The following is a 19549-nucleotide window of genomic DNA, read 5'->3' on the forward strand; positions in this document are numbered from 1 at the left end:
GCGTTCCCCGGGCGCCGGGGTGTGGGACCCGCGTCAGACGGCGCGCCGCTTGAGCTTGCGACGCTCCCGCTCGGACAGGCCGCCCCAGATCCCGAACCGCTCGTCGTGGGCCAGGGCGTAGTCGAGGCACTCGGCCCGGACCTCGCAGGACGCGCAGACCTTCTTGGCCTCGCGCGTGGACCCGCCCTTCTCCGGGAAGAAGGCCTCCGGGTCGGTCTGGGCGCACAGGGCTCGCTCCTGCCACCCGAGCAGCGTGTCGTCGTCCTCGACGACCGCCTGGCCGAAGAGCGGCAGGACCGGTGCGACCCGCTCCGTCCCGCTCTCGACGTCAGACGGGAAGACCCCCTGGTCCCCGTCGAACAAGTTCCACATGGCGTGCCCCTCCATGCCGTCCGCTAGGAAACTGCATACCTGGAATTACACGCGTGTCTTTCGGGGTCGTCAAGCCGAAATGTGCTAGGTCGGCCACCTGCACGGTCTGTTCACAACCACCTGAGGTCGAGTTGAGGTCCGACCACGAGACGTCGACCCAGGTCGGAGCCGTAGGGTTGGCCGGTGACCACCGAGCCCCGCACCGTGACCGCACTGCTCGACCGGCTCGCCGCCACCGGCGGACGCCCGGCCCTCACCTGGTACGGGGACGACGGCGAACGGGTCGAGCTGTCGGGGGCCGTCGTCGGCAACTGGGTCGCCAAGACCGTCAACCTGCTCGTCGAGGAGTTCGACGCCGGTCCCGGCACCGACGTCGTCGTCGACCTGCCCGTCGGCTGGCGCCAGACCGTCTGGGCGGTCGCCGCCGCCCGCTGCGGCGCCACGCTCACCCTGGTCGACCCCACGGCCGACGGCACCGGCCACGACGCGGACGTCGTCGTCACCTCGCGCCCCGGGCACTGGGGCGGGACCACGGCCGAGGTCGTCGCCGTGACGCTCGCGGCGCTGGCCCGCCGGTACGACGGCGACCTCCCGCCCGGGGCCGTCGACGCCGCGGCGGCCGTCATGACCTACGGCGACGTCATCGGCTTCGACCCCGCCCCCGGCACCTCCGCCCCGCTGGCCACCCTGGTCGGCCCGGTGCCGGCGGAGCCCGCCGGGCGGGAGGTCGTGCGCGGCGACCGTCCCGTGGCGGACGTCCTCGCCACCACGATCGGGGTGTGGGCCCGCGGCGGGTCCGTGGTGCTGCTGTCCGCCGCGACCACCGCCACGCTCGACGCGGACCCCGCGCGCCGCGACGCCCTCGTCGCCACCGAGCGGGTCACGGGCGTCGCTCAGGACCTCCCGAGCGCCCGGTAGGTCCAGCCGGCCGCCTCCCACGCGGACCGGTCGAGGGCGTTGCGGCCGTCCAGCACGGTGCGGCGCGCGACCAGCGAGCCGACCCACGCCGGGTCGAGCTCGCGGTACCGGCGCCACTCGGTGAGGACCAGCACCGCCTCGGCCCCGGTCAGGGCGTCGGCGAGATCGTGGGTGTAGACGAGGTGCGGGGCGCGCGCCCGCGCCGTGCCGAGCGCCTGCGGGTCCGTCACCACCACGTCCGCGCCGGCCGCGGCCAGCCGCTGAGCGACGTCCAGGGCGGGAGAGTCCCGCACGTCGTCGCTCTCGGGCTTGAAGGCCGCCCCCAGCACCGCCACCCGGCGTCCCTTCAGCTCGCCGCCCACGACCTCGGCGGCCAGCTCCACCATGCGGTGCCGGCGCCGGTTGTTGATCCCGTCGACCTCGGCGAGGAACGCCACCGCCTCCCCCGCCCCGAGCTCCTCGGCCCGCGCCATGAACGCGCGGATGTCCTTGGGCAGGCAGCCGCCGCCGAACCCGAGCCCGGCGTCGAGGAAGCGGCGCCCGATACGGACGTCGTGGCCGATCGCGTCGGCGAGCCGCGTGACGTCGCCGCCCGCGACCTCGCACAGCTCGGCCATCGCGTTGATGAACGAGATCTTGGTGGCGAGGAACGAGTTCGCGGCGACCTTCACCAGCTCGGCCGTGGGCAGGTCGGTGACGATGCGCGGGACGCCCTCGGCCAGCGGTGCCGCGTACACCTCGTCGAGCAGGGCGGCCGCACGCTCCCCCGCCGCGCCGGCCGGGACCCCGTAGACGATCCGGTCGGGGTGCAGGGTGTCGTCGACGGCGTGCCCCTCGCGCAGGAACTCCGGATTCCAGACGAGGGTCGCGCCGGTCGCGGCGACCTGCTCGGCCAGCCGCGCCGCCGTCCCGACCGGCACCGTCGACTTCCCGACGACGACGTCCCCCGGCGCCAGGTGCGGGACCAGTCCGGACACCGCCGCGTCGACGAAGCGCAGGTCGGCGGCCAAGGAGTCGGGCCGTTGCGGGGTGCCCACGCACACGAAGTGCACCGCGCAGCCGGCTGCGTCCGCCACGTCCGGCGAGACCGTGAGCCCGCCGGAACCCTGCACGCGCGTGAGCAGCTCGTCGAAGCCCGGTTCGTAGAAGGGCGCCTTGCCGAGCGCCAGGGCCTCGACCCGGGACGGGTCGACCTCGACCCCCACGACGTCGTGACCGAGGCTCGCCATGCTCGCCGCGTGCACGGCGCCGAGATAGCCCAGACCCACCACGGAGATGCGCATGCCGCGATCCTAGGTCGCGGCGTCGTACCGGTCACCGGTGCCTGCGGGTGACGCCCGGGTGAACTCTTCGCTCGTCCACGTCGTCGGACATGTCTCGCGTGGCGGGATAGGTCCGGGTCGATGCTGCGCGTGTGCCCCGGGCGACGTACTGTCCTGCGCGTGATGCGCAACACCAGGCTCGGCCGCGTCGGCGCCGCCACCCTCGTCGCCCTGCTCTCGACCGCCCTCGCGGTCCCGGCGGGCGCCCAGGAGGCGCCCTCCCCCGGACCGGCCGACCGGGCGAGCGCGTCGCCCGACGCCACCGCCGGTCAGGAGCCCGTCGCGGTCACCGACACCGCGACCGAGGCCGTCACCGATGCGGTCACCGAGGTCGTGCCGGTCACGCCCCCCGCCGCGGAACCCGTCGAGCCCAGCACCGAGGAGGCCGGGTTCGTCCCGGACGACCTCGTCGCCGACGCGGTCGCCCCCACCCGCACCACGGCCGACGCACGCGCCGCCGCGGCCGCCGGGGAGCCCCTCGTCGCGACCGCCGACGTCACCGGGTTCGGCGTCGTCGGGGTCACCTGGACCGGGGACGTCGACCCGACGGCGCTCGTCGTCGAGGTCCGCACGAGCGACGACCCCGCCGCCGACGCCGGCTGGAGCGCCTGGGAGGAGATCCAGCCCGAGCCCTCCCCCGACGGCACCCTCGACGGGACCGAGCCCGTCGTCGTCGGCGACGTCGCCCGCGTCCAGGCCCGGGTGGCCGGCACCGGCGCGGACGGCGTCCACGACCTGACCCTCACCGTGGTCGACCCGGGCACGTCGGCCGCCGACGACGACGTCGCCGTCCCGCCCGCCGAGGCCTCCCCCGGCGGCGCGTCGGTCGTCGCCGCCGTGCCCGCCGCGCCCACCGTCGCGACCCGCGCCGCCTGGGGCGCCGTCGAGTCGATGATGACGTGGAGCCCCACGCAGGGCTCGATCCGTGCGGCGACGATCCACCACACCGCCGGGACGAACAGCTACTCCGCGGCGCAGGTGCCCGGCATCATCCGCGGCATCTACGCGTACCACGCGAACACCCGCGACTGGGGCGACATCGGCTACAACTTCCTCGTCGACAAGTACGGCCGCGCCTGGGAGGGCCGCGCGGGCGGCATCCTCAACCAGACGATCGGCGGCCACGCCCGCGGGTTCAACACGAACACCACCGGCGTCTCCGTCCTCGGCAACTACGACGTCGTGCAGCCGTCGACCGCCTCCGTGACCGCCGTGGTGAAGCTGGTGGCGTGGAAGCTGGCCCTGCACGGGGTGCCCGCCACCGGCAGCACCACCATCGAGGGCGTGCGCCTGCCGCGCATCCTCGGGCACCGGGACGTCGCGTCCACGGCCTGCCCCGGCCGCTACCTGTACCCGAAGCTCGGGGAGATCCGGCGCCGTGCGCAGGCCGTGCAGGACGCCGCCCCGCGCCCCGTCGTCCAGGACGGCACTCTCGTGCGCAGCCCCGCGGGCGACGTCGCGCTGGTCGAGGGCGGACGGCGGCACGCCTCCTGGTGCTCCACGGCCGCCCACTACGGCCTGCGGTGCGGCGCCGCCGCACCGGTCACCGCCGCGCAGTGGGACGCCCTCAAGCCCGGCGGACGCCTGCGCCAGACGGTCCGCACCACCGACGGCCGGCTGTTCCGGGTCGTGAACGGCGCCAAGCGGGAGGCCTTCGACACCGCGTCGCTGAAGCGCGCCGGGATCCTCACCGCCACCGTGACGATGTCGGCCACCGCGCTCGACCGCCTGCCGTACCGCGACCCCGTCGTGCGCCCCGGGGTCGTGGTGACGAACCGCACGACCGGCGGCACGCGGCTGGTCACCTCCGGGCTGCGGCACGGCTACGTCGGGGACGCGATGCGGCAGAACACCGCGCTGCGCGGCCTCGACGCCGGCTACCTGGACGGCGCCAGCGTCGCCCGCATGAGCAGCACCCGGAAGACCACGGGCGTCGTCACGAAGTCCAACGGCCGTGTCTTCGTCGTGACGACCAAGGGGCTGCTGCGCATCGACCGCAGCGGGACGCTGCGCTCGAGCACCACGCCGCAGTACTGGGCGTCCGACGCCGTCCACGAGCTGCCCCGCGTGTCCCGCCCGTCCCTCGTCGTCCTGCGGGTCCGCACCAAGGACCAGCTCTACGTGCTGCGCGACGGCGTCCTGCGGCCCGTGACCGCCCAGCGGGCCCGCCAGCTCAACGGCGGGACGGCCCCGGCCGTGCACGTCGTCGTCAAGCTGACGAAGAAGCAGTTCCCCGTCGGGTCACGGCTCTGACCGACACAGGACCTCTACGCCACCGGCGCGGGTACGCAACAGGCGCGACTCGTGCGCCCTCTATGCTCGCCCCGTGAATCGCACGCCTGCCCGCCACGTGGCGCCCGCCGAGGACCCTGCCAAGGGGCCCGCGCACGCCCGGAGCCTCGACGGTCGTCCGGTCCTGCGTGCGGTCGGGCTCGTCGCCACCGCCGCCCTCGTCTTCGTCGGTGCCGGGATCGGCACCGCCGCCGTCACCCTCACCGGCAACATCACCGCCGTCGACGCCGAGGCCGCCCTCGGCACCGACCGGCCCGAGAAGGAGGAGCCGACCGACCCGAACGCCGGGTCGCCGCTCAACATCCTGCTGCTCGGGTCCGACTCCCGCGAGGGCGACAACGCGAAGTCCGCGAACGACGGCACCGAGGGCGCGCGGTCGGACACGACGATGATCATGCACATCTCCGCGGACCGTTCCCGCGTCGAGATGGTGTCGATCCCCCGCGACACGACGGTCGACATCCCCTCGTGCCCCACCACGAGCGGTGCCCAGACGCCCGAGCTGTACGGCACCAAGTTCAACGCCGCGTTCTCCCAGGGCTACCTCTACGGCGGGGACGTCGAGTCCGGCGCCCTGTGCACGATGAAGACCGTCGAGACACTCACCGACGTCTACATCGACGGCTTCATCGTGGTCGACTTCTCGGGGTTCCGGAAGATGATCGACGCCATCGGCGGCGTCGAGCTCTGCATCCCGAACGACATCGACGCCCCGAAGGCGGACAACCTCGTCCTGTCCGCGGGCGTGCAGACGCTCAACGGCAAGACCGCGCTGAAGTACGCCCGCGCCCGCATGGGCGACGGTCTCGGGGACCAGTCGGACATCAGCCGCATCGCACGACAGCAGGAGCTCATGGCGGCGCTCGCGCGCACCGTCCTCGGCCAGAACCTGCTCACCGACTCCCCGCAGCTGCTGAAGTTCCTCGGGGCCGTCACCGGGTCTCTGACGATGAGCAGCAACTTCGCCTCGGTGACGGGACTCGCCGGGCTCGCGTACAGCGCCCGCAACGTGCGGCCTGACACGATCGCCTTCATGACGGCGCCGTTCCAGTACGACCCGTCGAACCCGGCGAACGTCTTGTTCACGGACGAGGCCACCCAGGTGTGGGAGAACATGGAAAAGGACCTTCCGCTCAGCGACGCGATCGCCGTGGAGAAGAAGGAGAAGAAGAACAAGGACAAAGACAAGGCCTCGACAGACGGCGCCGACACCGGCACGTCGGACGGCGCGGACGACACCGCGAGCGCCGAGCCGACGGCCGAGTCGTCCGCCGAGGCCAGCCCGGACCCGTCCCCGACGCGCACGCGCGACGCCGGGGCCGAGGCGTTCACCAGCGCCGACGTCACCGCGGTCTGCGGGTGATCGCATGACCGACGAGCGCCGTATCCCGCCCAGCTTCACTCCCGCCGGGGGCCGCAGCTCCCGCCCGGCCTCCTCCGGCGACGCCATCTGCGTGGGTGGCAGCGCCGGGTCGCCCCCGCGCCCGACCGGCCGCGTCGGGCGCCGCGACGACGCCGTCCCGATGGACGGCCGCGAGCCCCGCGTGCGCCGGCAGTCCTCCCGCGAGGTCCCGGTGACGCCGCCGCAGCGTTCCGGCCCGCACCGGCAGGCCGCCCGCCAGGCAGCCCCGGAGAGCCGGCAGCCGCGGTCGTACCCGCCGGCGTCCGCTCCCCGCGGCGGGGCCCAGCAGCCTCCGTCGCAGCGCCCCGCCGCCCAGCGGCCGGCCGCGACCCGGCAGGCCGCCGCCCCCGCACGCGCCGCCGGCGGTGGCGCGCCGCCGCGCGGTCCCGGCGCGGCGGCCCCCGCGACCGCGGGACGTCCCGACGGGTTCCGCGTCCGCAAGGGCCGGGTGGCCGTGCTCGTGCTCGTCGCGCTGCTCGCCCTGGTCCTGGCCTGGCCGATCGGGCTCCTGGTGTGGGCCAACGGCCAGGTGCAGCACGTGGACGCCCTGTCGGGCGCCGACGGCACGCCCGGCACCACGTACCTCCTCGCCGGGTCCGACCAGCGCGGCACGGGTGGTGTGGACGACGGCACCGCCGGCGCCCGCACCGACACGATCATGGTGCTGCACAAGCCGCGCAGCGGACCGGTCGCCCTCATCTCCATCCCCCGCGACACGTACGCGGAGATCCCGGGGGAGGGCATGAACAAGATCAACGCGTCGTTCGCGTGGGGCGGCCCGCCCCTGCTCGTGGAGACCGTCGAGCAGCTCACCGGCCTCACGGTGGACCACTACGCCGAGGTCGGCTTCGGGGCGCTCGAGGACCTGGTGAACGCCGTCGACGGCGTCGAGCTCTGCTACGACGAGACCGTGAAGGACAAGCGCAGCGAGCTGAACTGGAAGGCCGGCTGCCACGAGGCCGACGGCGAGACCGCGCTCGCGTTCTCCCGCATGCGCTACTCGGACCCGAAGGGCGACATCGGCCGCGCCGAGCGTCAGCGGCAGGTCATCTCCGCCGTCTCCGCGGAGGTCGTGCAGCCGGGCGTCTTCCTCAACCCGTTCAAGCAGGTCAAGCTCGTCAAGGCCGGCACGGGCGCGCTCGTGGTCGACGAGGACACGGGGATCGTCAACCTCGGCCAGCTCGCCCTCGCCTTCAAGGCCGCCACCGGCCCCGAGGGCGTGACCGGCACCCCGCCGATCGCGGACCCCGGCTACGACGCGGGCGACGGCAGCGGGTCCACCGTGCTGCTGTCCGACGACGCCCCCGCGTTCTGGGTGGACGTCCGCGACGGAAACCTGGAGCCCGGCACCGTCGGCGGACTCGGCTGACGACCGTCGCGCCCGCACGAGCGGGTGAAGTGCGGGTCTGACGAGCACACGACGCCGGCCCCGCCCTCCCTCAGGACAGGGACGGCCGCGCGCCGTCGTGGCACGCCCCTCGCACGGCCCGACCGGGTCGGCGCCCGACGTCGTCGTGCCACCGTGCGCGGCGCGACGCCGCACAGCGGGGAGCGGGCCGATGGACGACAGCACCAGGGGCCGCCGGGGCGAGGTCCCGGGCGCCCCGTCACCCGTGGCGTACCCGTGGCCCCCGCCCGACAAGGTCCGGGAGAAGGACCGGGACAGGCCCCGCAAGCGGATCTGGGTGCCCCACGTCGACTCGGAGCTGCGCGCCCTGTGGCTGCGCACGGACCTCGCGCTCGCCCAGGCGGACGCGCGGGACGCGACGGTGCCGGCGCCGGGCACGACCTCCGCCACCACCGGCACCACCGCGGAGGAGCGCAGGATCCTGGCCGACGGGATCAAGGACCTCATCAGCCGCGCCGTCAACGCCGCGCACCGACGCGACCCGGTCCCGGGCCGCATCCTCAACTGGTGGCGGGGCACGCTGGTCGAGCAGACCTACCACAACCTCCACATGGCCCGGGCGCAGATCATCGACCTGCTGCCGGAGGAGGAGGTGAACGCGGAGATCCCCGGCGTCGTCGCCCGGGTGCACGCGACGCTGCACCCCGACGACACCCGGCGGGTCAGCCAGCAGCAGCTCTACCTCCAGCCGCTGGCGGACCGGCGCGCGTGGACCCGGCGGCTCATGGAGGACGGCTACGAGGCGCTGGACTACCGGCACGCCCGGCTGCGCAACTTCCGCAACATCGTGCTGGGCGCCGCGATCGTCATCATCCTGCTCCTGACGGCGACGTGCGTGTACGTGACGCTGCACCCGTCCGACGTCCCGCTCTGCTTCGCCGAGGTCACCGCCTCCGGTGCCCCCGTGGCGAGCGCCGGGACCGTCCTGAACTGCCCGACCGGCAGCGGGGTCGCGGCGCCGTCGGGCGGCGACGTGCTCGTCGTGGCCCTGCTCGGGCTGCTCGGCGGCGCCCTGGCGGCCACGGTCTCGATCCGCAAGCTGGGCGGGTCGGACGGCGCCTACGACGTCCCCGTCGCGCTCGCCTGGCTGAAGGTGCCGCTCGGTGCGCTCACCGCGATCCTCGGCCTGCTGGCCCTGCGCGGCCAGTTCGTGCCCGGCCTGACGAACCTCGACTCCCAGGAGCAGATCCTGGCCTACGCCGTCCTCTTCGGCTTCGCGCAGCAGGCCTTCACGTCCGTGCTGGACCGCAAGGCGGGAGACCTGGTGGACGCCCTGCCGACGAAGGACTCGCAGCCCGGCGGCTCCGCCGCGCCCGAGAAGCTGTTCCCGCCGCCGTCCACGAAGGACGGCGGCGACGCAGCGGCGGAACAGGCGGGCGGCGCGCAGGCGGGCGGAGTGACCCCGCCGAAGGAGGCCCCGTCGGGGCGGGGTGCGGCGCGGACCGGGCCGCGGGCCCGGCGGCCGGCCGGGGCCTGACGGGTCAGCCCGCGGACCGGGCGGCGCGCAGCCGCGCGCCCTTCGCGTGGGCGACGTCGCGCAGGTTCTCCTGGAACGCGACCATGCGCTCGCGCAGCGCGAGGGACTCCGCGTCCGTGCCCGCGCCGAGGATCTGCGCGGCGAGCAGGCCCGCGTTGCGCGCGCCGCCGATGGAGACGGTGGCGACGGGCACCCCGGCGGGCATCTGCACGATGGACAGCAGGGAGTCCATGCCGTCGAGGTGCTTGAGCGGCACGGGGACGCCGACGACGGGCAGCGGCGTGACGGCGGCGAGCATGCCCGGCAGGTGCGCCGCCCCGCCGGCGCCCGCGACGATGACGCGCAGGCCGCGGCCGGAAGCCTCCTGGCCGTAGGCGATCATCTCGGTCGGCATGCGGTGGGCGGAGACGACGTCGACCTCGTAGGGGACGCCGAGCTCGTCGAGGGCGTCGGCGGCGCCCTCCATGACGGGCCAGTCGGAGTCGGACCCCATGACGATGCCGACGACGGGTGCGTTCTCGCTCATCAGTCCTCCAGGTTCTGCGGCGTCTCGCCGCGCAGCAGCGCCGCGGCGGCGAGGGCGCGGCGGCGGACCTCGGTCAGGTCGGTGCCGCTGACGTTGACGTGCCCGAGCTTGCGGCCGGCGCGGATGCCCTTGCCGTACAGGTTGACGCGCGCGTCGGGGAACTGCTCGCCGACGGCGGGCAGGGCGTCGGTGAGCCGGTCCAGGGTGGAGCCGAGGACGTTCGCCATGACGGTCCAGGTCGCGACGGCCTCGGTGGACCCCAGCGGCAGGTCGAGGACGGCCCGCAGGTGCTGCTCGAACTGGCTGGTGACGGCGCCGTCGATGGTCCAGTGACCGGAGTTGTGGGGGCGCATGGCGAGCTCGTTGACGAGCACCTGCGTGGTGCCGTCGGGGCCGGGGGCCTCGAACATCTCGACGGCGAGGACGCCGGTGACGTCGAGGCCGTCGGCGATGCGCACGGCGACGTCACGGGCGGCGGCGGCGAGGTCGTCGTCGAGGTCGGGGGCGGGGGCGATCACCTCGGCGCACACGCCGTCGCGCTGGACGGACTCGACGACGGGCCAGGTGCGGACCTCGCCGGAGGGTCGGCGGGCGACGAGGACGGCGAGCTCGCGGGTGAACGGCACCTTGGCCTCGACGAGCAGCTCGGGGCCGCCCGCGACGTGCGCGTCGAGCCAGTCGTCGACGGCGTCGGCGGCGGTGACGACGCGGACACCCTTGCCGTCGTAGCCGCCGCGGGCGGTCTTGACCACGGCGGCGCCGTCGGGGGCGTCGGCCAGGAAGGCGGCGAGCGCGTCGCGGGCGGCGGCGGGGTCGGTCGGCAGCGCGGCCCAGCGGGGGCAGGGCGCACCGAGCTCGGTGAGGCGGCGCCGCATGACGATCTTGTCCTGGGCCTGGACGAGCGCGTGCGGTCCGGGCCGGACCGGGGTGCCGTGCTCGGCGAGGTCGGCGAGCAGCGTGTTGGGGACGTGCTCGTGCTCGAACGTGAGGACGTCGGCGGCGGGGCGACCGTCGGCCGGGGTGACGAGGTCGCGGATCGCGGACTCGTCGGCGGCCCCTCCGACGGGGGCGTCGACGACGACCTGCGCGGCGGACGTCGCGGGGTCCTCCACGAGGACGCGCAGGTGGACGCCGAGCTCGGCGGCGGCCGGGGCCATCATGCGGGCGAGCTGGCCACCGCCGACGACGGCGACCACGGGTGCTGCGGGGGAGGTCACGGTCGTCGAGGATACCGGGCCGGTCGCCCCGCTCCCCCATCGGCGCCGTCCGGCGCGGGTCGGCCGGCGCGGGCGGCCCAGGGGACGGGACGCCGCGGGGCGCCTCCCGTGCGGCCGATAGGGTGTGCCGCATGTCGGAGCACTCTGCCGGGGACACCGCCGTCTCCCCGCGGTCCTGGCCCGTGCGCGTGCTGGCCGAGACGTGGCGGCGCCGCGTGGAGCTGCTGCGCTTCGGCACCGTGGGCGGCGTGGCCTACGTGGTCAACCTGGCCGTGTTCAACCTGCTGCTGCACGGCCCGGCGCCGTTCGACGTCCTCTCCCACAAGCCGGTGACGGTCAACGTCATCGCGGTGGCGGTGTCGACGCTGGTGGCGTGGCTGGGGAACCGGTACTGGACGTTCGCGGCGCACCGCACGACGCGGCACGTGCGCGAACTGGTCGAGTTCGGGCTGGTGAACATCGGCGGCCTGGTGATCTCGTCGGCCTGCCTGGCGTTCTCGCGCTACGTGCTCGGGCTGGACTCGCCGCTGGCGGACAACGTGGCGGCGAACGGCGTGGGCCTCGTGCTGGGCATGGTGTTCCGGTACGTCATGTACCGCGCGGTGGTGTTCCGCGGCGACCGCTGAGCGGCGACCGCGGATCCGCCGGTGCGGTCAGTCGTCGGCGTGGTGGAGCCAGCCGCGGCGGCGACCCCGCGAGGAGATCGTGGTGCCGGGCGGCAGGACGACGCGGGGGTCGAGCGTGCGGGGCACGCCGGACAGGAAGATGCGGAACACGGGCGGGCGACGCTGCGCGAGCTCGAGGCGTCCGCCGTCGGCGGCGACGAGGTCGCGGGCGAGCGCGAGGCCGAGCCCGGTGCTGTTGCCGGTGGTGGCGCCGCGCTCGAACACGCGGGGGGCGATCTCGTCGTCGACGCCGGGACCCTCGTCGGTGACCTCGAGGGCGAGCGCGCCCTTCGCGCCGGGGGTGCGGGACCGGATCGTGGTGGTGCCGTCGCCGTACTTGAGGGAGTTCTCCAGGAGTGTCGCGATGACCTGGGCGAGGGCTCCGGGCGTGGCGAGCACGCGGTGCTCCTCGGCGACGTCGACCACGAGCTCGCGGCCCACCTGGGCGAAGGTGTCGGCCCACTCCTCGTGCTGCTGGCGCACGACGTCGAGGAGGACGACGGCCTCGGTGGTGCCGCCCTGGGAGCGCCGGGAGGTCTGCAGGAGGTCGTCGACGACGGCGACGAGGCGTTCCACCTGCTCGAGGGACACGCGGGCCTCCTCGACGACGGCGTCGTCGTCCGAGGTGAGCATGATCTCCTCGAGCCGCATCGACAGGGCGGTGAGCGGCGTGCGCAGCTGGTGGGAGGCGTCCTGGGCGAACTGCCGTTCGGCCGCGAGGCGTCCCGCGAGCCGGTCGGCGCTGCGGGCGAGCTCGGCGGCGACGAGGTCGATCTCCTCGACGCCGGACGGTTCGAGGCTGGGGCGCACCTGCCCGGAGCCGAGCTGCTCGGCGGACGCGGCGAGGTAGACCAGGGGCGCGGAGAGCCGGTTGGCCTGCCACACGGCCATCGCGATGCCGGCACCGATCGCGACGACGCCGGCCACGATGACGAGCGCGACGATCTGCGCGGCCTTGACGTACACGCCCCAGGCGGAGACCTCGAACGACACCCAGGCGCGGTTGTCGGTCTCGGCGGCCTTGACGAACGTGGGCTGGCGCTGCTCGCCGCCGTAGGTCAGCAGCTCGCCGTCGGGCATGCTGACCGTCACCAGGGCGGGCAGGTCGCCCTGACGCCCCTCGGAGGCCCGGGCGACCTGCTCGTCGGTGGGGCGCTCACCCCGCTCGACGGTCCGTTCCAGGGTGCGGACGAACGAGTCGACCCGGTCGGAGACCCGCTGCTCCTCGATCGCGACGACGTACCGTGCGCCGAACATGCCCAGCGGGACGCCCAGCAGGATCACCGCGACGGCGACCGCCGAGATGGTCGCCAGCAGGACGCGACGGCGCACCGGGGGTCAGGCCTGCTGGCCGAGCTCGAACCGGAAGCCCAGGCCACGCACGGTGGAGACGTAGCGGGGCGCGTTGGCGTCGTCGCCGAGCTTGCGGCGCAGCCACGACACGTGCATGTCGAGCGTCTTGGTGGAGCCGACGGGGTCGGACCCCCAGACGTCGCGCATGAGGGTGTCGCGCACGACCACGGAGCCCGCGTTGGCGACGAGCACCTTGAGCAGGTCGAACTCCTTGGTGGTCAGGTGCAGCTCGCGCTCGCCCTGGAACGCGCGGTGCGCGGCGACGTCGACGCGGACGTCCTGCGCGCGCAGCTCGTCCTCCTCGACCGTCTCCCCGTGGGTGCGCCGCAGGAGCGCGCGGACGCGGGCGAGCAGCTCGGCGAGGCGGAACGGCTTGGTGACGTAGTCGTCGGCGCCGGCGTCGAGCCCGACGACGAGGTCGACCTCGTCGGCGCGTGCCGTGAGGACCAGGATCGGGGTGCCGAGGCCGCGCCCGCGGATCTCCCGGGCGACGTCGAGCCCGTCGATGTCGGGCAGACCGAGGTCCAGGACGACGATGTCCGCGTCCCCCGCGTGGTCGACGGCTCCTTGACCAGTTCCTTGCACGACGACGTCGTAACCTTCACGCGTCAGCGCCCTTGCCAAAGGCTCGGCAATCGCCGGGTCGTCCTCGGCCAGCAGTACGTGGGTCATTCCCTCATGCTAGCGGCACAGCCCCAGGTCACCGCACGTCGCCACACGCCGGGTTCGTCACCCCGTGGTGGGACATGGGGCCACCGACCGTCCCACCCCGGGCGGACGCGCGGGCCGCGCACGCCTGCCTAGGGTGGTCGCATGGGGTGGTACGGGCGGGTCGTCCGCTGGTCGGAGCAGCATCCGTTCGTGCTCGACGCGACGGGCGCCGCCGTCCTCCTGCTCTTCGTCGGGATCACCGCCACCGACCTCGGCGGCGCCGACCGTGGCCCCGCCGTCGTGCTGTGGTCGATCGCCACCGTCGCGCCCCTGGCCTGGCGGCGCGTCCGCCCCGTGCTGTCGGCGGTCGCCGTCTACGCGTGCGCGCTCGGCCACCTCCTGGCCGGGTTCCCCCTGCTCCTGCCCGCCGACGTGGCCGTCCTGGTCGCGCTGTACTCCGTCACCGTGTGGGGTCCGCGCTGGGCCCACCGGACCGCCATGGCGTCGACCGTGCTCGGCTGCCTCCTGCTGGCAGCCGTCGTCGGCCTGGCCGGCGGGCCCGCCACCCTGGGGTTCCTCGCCCTGCTGCCGGTCACGGTCTTCCTCGGGAGCCTCGCCACCGCCGTCTGGGCGTTCGGCCTGACGCGACGCTACCGGCGCGTCACCGTCGAGACGCTGCGCGACCGCGCCCGCCGGCTCGAGGTCGAGCGCGACCAGCAGGCCCGCATCGCCACCGCCGCGGAGCGGGCCCGCATCGCCCGCGAGATGCACGACATCGTCGCGCACTCCCTGTCGATCGTCGTCGCGCAGGCCGACGGCGGACGGTACGCCGCCGGGCAGGACCCGGCCGCGGCCACCCGCGCCCTCGGCGTCATCTCCGAGACCGGCCGGGCCGCCCTGGCGGACATGCGCCGCCTGCTCGGCGTGCTGCGCGACGACCCCGCCGGCGGGGAACCCGCACCCGGGGCGACCGGACGGGCCACCCTGGCGCCCGGGCCCGGCCCGACCGGGCCCGGCGGCGCCGGCCCGACGGGTCCGGTCCCCGCGGGCGCCCCCCGCGCGACCACCTCGGGCGCCCCGCTCGCGCCGCAGCCCGACGACGCCGACCTCGAGACCGTCGTCGCCCAGGCCAAGGACGCCGGGGCGCACGTCTCGCTCGTCCGGGTCGGGACGCCCCGCCGCCTCCCCCCGGGCGCTGGCCTCACGCTGCACCGCGTCGCCCAGGAGGCCCTGAGCAACGTCCGCAAGCACGCCGGGCCCGACCCCCGCGTGACCGTCGTCGTGCGGTGGGAGCCGGAGGCCGTCGTGCTGGAGGTGTCCGACGACGGCCGCGGCGCCGCCGCGGGGCACGACTCCCCCGGGTTCGGGCTGCTCGGCATGCGCGAACGGGCGGCGCTGTTCGGCGGCAGCGTCACCGCGGGTCCACGGCCCGGGGGCGGCTGGCGGGTACGGTTCACGATGCCCCTGCCGGGCGTCGCCCCCGCGCCGGAGGCCGGCCCCGCCCCCGCCGACCCGCCCCCGGCCGCCGGGGGCGGGGCCGTCCGGCACCCGGTACCCGAGGACACCCAGGAGCCCGCATGACCGACCCCGTGCGCGTCGCGCTCGTCGACGACCAGCAGCTCGTCCGTGCGGGGTTCCGCATGGTCATCGACTCCCAGCCGGACCTCACCGTGGCCGTCGAGGCCGGGGACGGCGCCCAGGCGCTGCGCCTGCTCGCCGACCACCCCGTCGACGTCGTGCTCATGGACGTGCGCATGCCCACGATGGACGGCCTCACCGCGACCGCCCGTCTGACGGCCGACCCCGACGCGCCGCGCGTCGTCGTCCTGACGACGTTCGACCTCGACGAGTACGTCCTGGAGGCGATCCGGGCCGGGGCGTCGGGGTTCCTGCTCAAGGACGCGCCGCCGGAGGAGATGCTCGCCGCGATCCGCACCGTGCACCGCGGCGACGCCGTCATCGCGCCGTCGACCACCCGGCGGCTCCTGGAGCACCTCGTCACGGCGATGCCGGCGGCCGCCGCCCCGGCGCAGCACGACGCCCTCGCGGAGCTCACCGAGCGCGAGCGCGAGGTGCTGGTGCTCATGGCCCGCGGGCGGTCGAACACCGAGATCGCGGGCGACCTGTTCGTCGCGGAGGCCACCGTGAAGACCCACGTCGGGCGCGTCCTGGCGAAGCTCGGGGCCCGCGACCGCGTGCAGGCCGTCGTGACGGCCTACGAGGTCGGGCTGGTCCGCCCGGGGTCCTGACCCCGGGACCACCCCGGGTGAACCCCCGACCCCGGTCGGGGTCGGTGTCATCCCTGGGGATGACCTGGACGTCGTGGGGACCAGCCCGCGGGCCGACGACGCGGGCGCGCCGCGTCCGTAGCGTCGGTGGTGTCATCGGCTCCCCGTGCGGGAGACCGTCAGCAACGACAGACGTGGAGAGCTCCCGTGGACACCACCGTGTTCGTCCCCCTCGACGACGGCGCCGTCGGCGCCCCGACCCCCGCCGTGCGCGCCCGCTCCCTGACCAAGACGTACGGGTCGGGCGAGGCGCAGGTCCGCGCGCTCGACGGCGTCGACGTGGACTTCGCGGCGGGCCACTTCACCGCGATCATGGGTCCGTCCGGCTCCGGCAAGTCGACCCTCATGCACCTGCTGGCCGGCCTGGACACGGCGACGGGCGGGCAGGCTTTCCTCGGCTCGACCGACGTCACCGCGCTGGGCGACAAGGAGCTGACCCGCCTGCGCCGCGACCGCCTCGGGTTCGTGTTCCAGCAGTTCAACCTGCTGCCGATGTTCACCGCCGAGCAGAACATCGTGCTCCCGGTCGAGCTCGCGGGCGGCACCGTGGACCGCGCCTGGTTCGACACCCTCGTGAGCACGCTCGGCCTGGAGCGCCGGCTCACGCACCGCCCCGGCGAGCTGTCCGGCGGCCAGCAGCAGCGCGTCGCCATCGCCCGCGCCCTCATCTCCCAGCCCGAGGTCGTGTTCGCCGACGAGCCGACCGGCAACCTCGACTCCCGCTCCGGCGTGGAGGTGCTGAGCTTCCTGCGCCGCTCCGTGCGCGAGCTCGGCCGCACCGTCGTCATGGTCACCCACGACCCGGCCGCCGCGGCGTACGCCGACCGCGTCGTCCTCATCGCCGACGGCCGCATCGCCGGCGAGATCACGGACCCGACGCCCGAGGCCGTGCTGGCCGGGCTCGACGCCCTGCGCTCCCTCGAGACGCCCGTGGCCGACGACGCGGGGGTGCGTGCCTGATGCTGCGCATCACGCTGGCGCAGATGCGCTCCAGCGCGGGCCGGCTCGCCGCCGCCGGCGTCGCGATCCTCATCGGCACCGCATTCGTCACCGCGACGCTGCTCGCCTCCGGGGTCATCACCCGGACCACCTACGACGCCGTCACCGCCCGCTACGCCGACGCCGACCTCGTCGTCAGCGCCACCTCGGACGCCCCGCTGACACCCGCGCAGGTGGCGGACGTCGACGCCCTCGGCGACGTCGAGGCCACCGCCGTCATGGACTACGTGGGCGTCGCCCTCGTCGGCGGGTCCCGCACCGTCTACCAGAGCGTCGTCGGCGTCGTCGACGACCGCCTCCAGCCGCTCGAGGTCACCTCCGGCGCCCTGCCGGCCGCCGACGACGAGGTCGCCCTGCCCACCGACGTCGCGGAACGGCTCGGCGTGGCCGTGGGCGACGGCGTCGGTGTCGAGACCTGGTCGAGCGAGACCGGCGAACCCGCCACGACGACGTTCACCGTGTCCGGGCTCGTCGCCGACCCGAGCGGCGCGTTCATGACGACCGGCGGCGCCGCCGTCGTCTCCCCCGCCACGTTCGACACGTGGCTCGCCGACCAGTGGGGCGGCGAGCCGCAGGTCACCGAGCTCGCGGTGGCGCTCGCCGACGGCGCGGACGTGGCCGCGGCCCGCGGCGAGGTCGCCGACGCCGTCGGCGGCACCGGGCGCGAGGTCGTCACGACCGACGAGCGGGCCGAGGCCGTGACCGCCGACTTCACGGGCGGGCAGGACCTCATGTTCCTCGTCTTCACGCTCACCTTCGCCGCCATCGCGCTGCTGGTGGCCGGGCTCGTCATCGCCAACACCTTCCAGGTGCTGGTCGCCCAGCGCACCCGCACCCTCGCGCTGCTGCGCTGCGTCGGCGCGGACAAGCGCCAGGTCTCGCGCGGCGTGCTCACCGAGGCCGCGATCCTCGGCGTCGTGGCGTCCGTCGCGGGCGTCGTCCTCGGCGCGCTGCTCGGCCAGGGCGCCCTGTGGGTCGCGCACGCCATGGACGTCCCGGTGCCGCTGCCCGCGACGATCACCCTCACCTGGCAGGCCGTGGTCCTGCCCGTCGCGGTCGGCACGCTCGTCACGGTGCTCTCCGCGCTCGTCCCGGCCCGCGCCGCGACCCGCGTCGCCCCGCTGGCGGCGCTGCGCCCGGCCGACGCCCCCAGCGCCGTGCGGGGGGCCGGCAAGGTCCGGCTCGTGCTGTCCGTGCTGGCCACCGTGGCCGGGTTCGCCCTGCTCGCCGGGGGCGCCGCCCTCGGGCTGGCGGACCAGCCCGGTCCCGGCCTCCTCGCGGGCGTCGCGGGCGGCACGCTGTCGTTCGTCGGCGTCGCCGTCGGTGCCGTGTTCTGGCTGCCGAAGGTCACCGCCGCGGCCGTCCGGCTCGTCGGGGTCTCCGGCCCCACCGCCCGCCTCGCCGGCGCGAACACGCTGCGCAACCCGCGGCGCACCGCCGCCACCTCCACGGCGCTGCTCATCGGCGTCACCCTCGTCGCCACGATGTCGACCGGCGCCGCGAGCGCCCGCGAGTCCCTCACCTCGGCGCTGGACGACCAGTACCCCGTCGACGTCACGGTGAGCTCCGCGGAGTACGACGAGGAGGGGAACCCGGCCGCGCTGCCGGACACCCTGGTCGGCCAGGTCGCGGGGACCGACGGCGTGGCACGAGCCGTGCCCGTGACGTCGTTCAGCCCGCAGATCACGTGGCCCGGGAGCGAGGACGAGCCGTACTGGCCGCAGGCCGTCGGCGTCGACCCGGGGGCGGGGCGCGACGTGCTGCGCACCGACGGCCTGGCCGAGCTGGCGCCCGGCACCGTGCTGCTCCCCTCGTGGACCGTCCCGACGGGCGCGGACACGCCGGCGACGGTCACCGTGACCGTCGGTGACGAGAGCCTCGAGCTGCGGGCCGTCGTCGCGCCCGTCGAGGCGTGGGGCGCGGTGCTGAGCGCCGCGGACACCGCCGCCCTCACGGGCGGCACGCCCACGACCGACCTGTGGGTCGGCGTCGCCGACGTGGCCTCCGCGGACGACGTCGTGCCGACCCTCCAGGACGTCGTCGCGGACTCGGGCGTCGTGGCCGACGTCAGCGGCGCCGCCGTGGAGCGGGCGAGCTTCGAGCAGGTGATCGACACCCTGCTGGCGATCGTCGTCGGGCTGCTCGCGGTGGCGGTCGTCATCGCGCTGATCGGTGTGGCGAACACGCTGTCGCTGTCGGTCATCGAGCGCCGCCGCGAGTCCGCGACGCTCCGCGCGATCGGCCTGTCCAAGGCCCAGCTGCGCGGGATGCTCGCGATCGAGGGCCTGCTCATCGCCGGCGTCGGCGCGGTGCTGGGCATCGCGCTGGGCCTGGTGTACGGCTGGGCGGGGTCCGCGGCGGCGCTCGGCATCATGGGTGACGTCAGCCTGGCCGTGCCGTGGCTGGACGTGACGCTGGTGCTGCTGGTCGCGGTCGTCGCGGGCCTGGTGGCGTCGGTCGTGCCGGCCCGGACGGCGCTCAAGGCGTCGCCGGTGGAGGCGCTGGCCGCCGAGTAGCCCGCGCACCCGTGAGGGCGACGTCCCCGCGCCGGGGTCGACCGACGGTCGGTCGACACGGCGCGGTGGCGTCGCCCTCACGGTTCTCCACAGGGGTGTGGACCACGTCGGCACGCCACCGGCGACGACGGCAGGCTGGCCCG

Annotated in this window: 16 protein-coding genes; 10 read left to right on the forward strand and 6 right to left on the reverse strand. The window is 75.2% G+C overall.

The window, feature by feature from the left end; all coding sequences use genetic code 11:
- Window positions 1–33 precede the first annotated feature (33 nt).
- A complete protein-coding gene (locus ATJ88_RS13960; RefSeq protein ID WP_098465364.1) occupies window positions 34–372 on the reverse strand; it encodes a WhiB family transcriptional regulator in 339 nt (112 codons plus the stop codon).
- Between the two features lie 183 nt (window positions 373–555).
- On the opposite strand from ATJ88_RS13960, the gene ATJ88_RS13965 reads away from it, so the two are divergent.
- The gene (locus ATJ88_RS13965) at window positions 556–1290 is read left to right on the forward strand and encodes a TIGR03089 family protein (RefSeq protein WP_245852443.1); all 735 of its coding nucleotides are present in this window, start codon (window positions 556–558) and stop codon (window positions 1288–1290) included.
- Here the strand turns inward: ATJ88_RS13965 and ATJ88_RS13970 are convergent.
- A complete protein-coding gene (locus ATJ88_RS13970; protein WP_098464347.1) occupies window positions 1266–2573 on the reverse strand; it encodes a UDP-glucose dehydrogenase family protein in 1308 nt (435 codons plus the stop codon). The genes ATJ88_RS13965 and ATJ88_RS13970 overlap by 25 nt on opposite strands.
- Before the next feature lie 162 nt (window positions 2574–2735).
- On the opposite strand from ATJ88_RS13970, the gene ATJ88_RS13975 reads away from it, so the two are divergent.
- From ATJ88_RS13975 to ATJ88_RS13990, 4 genes are all read left to right on the forward strand, one after another.
- Window positions 2736–4865 (forward strand): N-acetylmuramoyl-L-alanine amidase, encoded by a 2130-nt coding sequence (locus ATJ88_RS13975; protein WP_141538692.1) that lies wholly within the window; start codon window positions 2736–2738, stop codon window positions 4863–4865.
- A 73-nt stretch (window positions 4866–4938) separates the two neighbouring features.
- The gene (locus ATJ88_RS13980) at window positions 4939–6267 is read left to right on the forward strand and encodes an LCP family protein (protein ID WP_245852444.1); all 1329 of its coding nucleotides are present in this window, start codon (window positions 4939–4941) and stop codon (window positions 6265–6267) included.
- Window positions 6268–6271: 4 nt separating this feature from the next.
- Complete coding sequence (locus ATJ88_RS13985) at window positions 6272–7675, forward strand: LCP family protein (RefSeq protein ID WP_098464349.1); 1404 nt, start codon at window positions 6272–6274, stop codon at window positions 7673–7675.
- A gap of 190 nt (window positions 7676–7865) precedes the next feature.
- Window positions 7866–9191 carry a hypothetical protein gene (locus ATJ88_RS13990; RefSeq protein ID WP_141538693.1) on the forward strand — a complete coding sequence of 442 codons (1326 nt, stop codon included), beginning with the start codon at window positions 7866–7868 and terminating at the stop codon, window positions 9189–9191.
- A gap of 4 nt (window positions 9192–9195) precedes the next feature.
- On the opposite strand, the gene purE is transcribed toward ATJ88_RS13990, so the two are convergent.
- Window positions 9196–9717 carry a 5-(carboxyamino)imidazole ribonucleotide mutase gene (gene purE, locus ATJ88_RS13995; RefSeq protein ID WP_098464351.1) on the reverse strand — a complete coding sequence of 174 codons (522 nt, stop codon included), beginning with the start codon at window positions 9715–9717 and terminating at the stop codon, window positions 9196–9198.
- A complete protein-coding gene (locus ATJ88_RS14000) occupies window positions 9717–10934 on the reverse strand; it encodes a 5-(carboxyamino)imidazole ribonucleotide synthase (RefSeq protein ID WP_098464352.1) in 1218 nt (405 codons plus the stop codon). The genes purE and ATJ88_RS14000 overlap by 1 nt, the downstream gene beginning before the upstream one ends.
- A gap of 131 nt (window positions 10935–11065) precedes the next feature.
- Between ATJ88_RS14000 and ATJ88_RS14005 the strand changes: the two genes are divergently transcribed.
- Complete coding sequence (locus tag ATJ88_RS14005; protein ID WP_098464353.1) at window positions 11066–11560, forward strand: GtrA family protein; 495 nt, start codon at window positions 11066–11068, stop codon at window positions 11558–11560.
- 27 nt (window positions 11561–11587) lie between these two features.
- Here ATJ88_RS14005 and ATJ88_RS14010 read toward each other — a convergent pair whose 3' ends face one another.
- Complete coding sequence (locus tag ATJ88_RS14010; RefSeq protein ID WP_098464354.1) at window positions 11588–12931, reverse strand: ATP-binding protein; 1344 nt, start codon at window positions 12929–12931, stop codon at window positions 11588–11590.
- A 6-nt stretch (window positions 12932–12937) separates the two neighbouring features.
- On the reverse strand, window positions 12938–13624 hold the full coding sequence (locus ATJ88_RS14015; protein WP_098464355.1) for a response regulator transcription factor: 687 nt from the start codon (window positions 13622–13624) through the stop codon (window positions 12938–12940).
- Between the two features lie 141 nt (window positions 13625–13765).
- Here ATJ88_RS14015 and ATJ88_RS14020 point away from each other — a divergent pair, with 141 nt between their 5' ends.
- The 4 genes from ATJ88_RS14020 (at window position 13766) to ATJ88_RS14035 (ending at window position 19406) form a co-directional block, all read left to right on the forward strand.
- Window positions 13766–15184 carry a sensor histidine kinase gene (locus tag ATJ88_RS14020; protein ID WP_098464356.1) on the forward strand — a complete coding sequence of 473 codons (1419 nt, stop codon included), beginning with the start codon at window positions 13766–13768 and terminating at the stop codon, window positions 15182–15184.
- On the forward strand, window positions 15181–15852 hold the full coding sequence (locus ATJ88_RS14025; RefSeq protein WP_098464357.1) for a response regulator: 672 nt from the start codon (window positions 15181–15183) through the stop codon (window positions 15850–15852). Before ATJ88_RS14020 ends, ATJ88_RS14025 begins: the two co-directional genes overlap by 4 nt.
- Window positions 15853–16038: 186 nt before the next feature.
- Window positions 16039–16851, forward strand: coding sequence for an ABC transporter ATP-binding protein (locus tag ATJ88_RS14030; protein ID WP_098464358.1), 813 nt, complete (start codon window positions 16039–16041; stop codon window positions 16849–16851).
- Window positions 16851–19406 carry an ABC transporter permease gene (locus tag ATJ88_RS14035; RefSeq protein WP_098464359.1) on the forward strand — a complete coding sequence of 852 codons (2556 nt, stop codon included), beginning with the start codon at window positions 16851–16853 and terminating at the stop codon, window positions 19404–19406. The genes ATJ88_RS14030 and ATJ88_RS14035 overlap by 1 nt, the downstream gene beginning before the upstream one ends.
- Window positions 19407–19549 lie beyond the last annotated feature (143 nt).

This window comes from Isoptericola jiangsuensis, from assembly GCF_002563715.1.
GTDB lineage: Bacteria > Actinomycetota > Actinomycetes > Actinomycetales > Cellulomonadaceae > Isoptericola > Isoptericola jiangsuensis.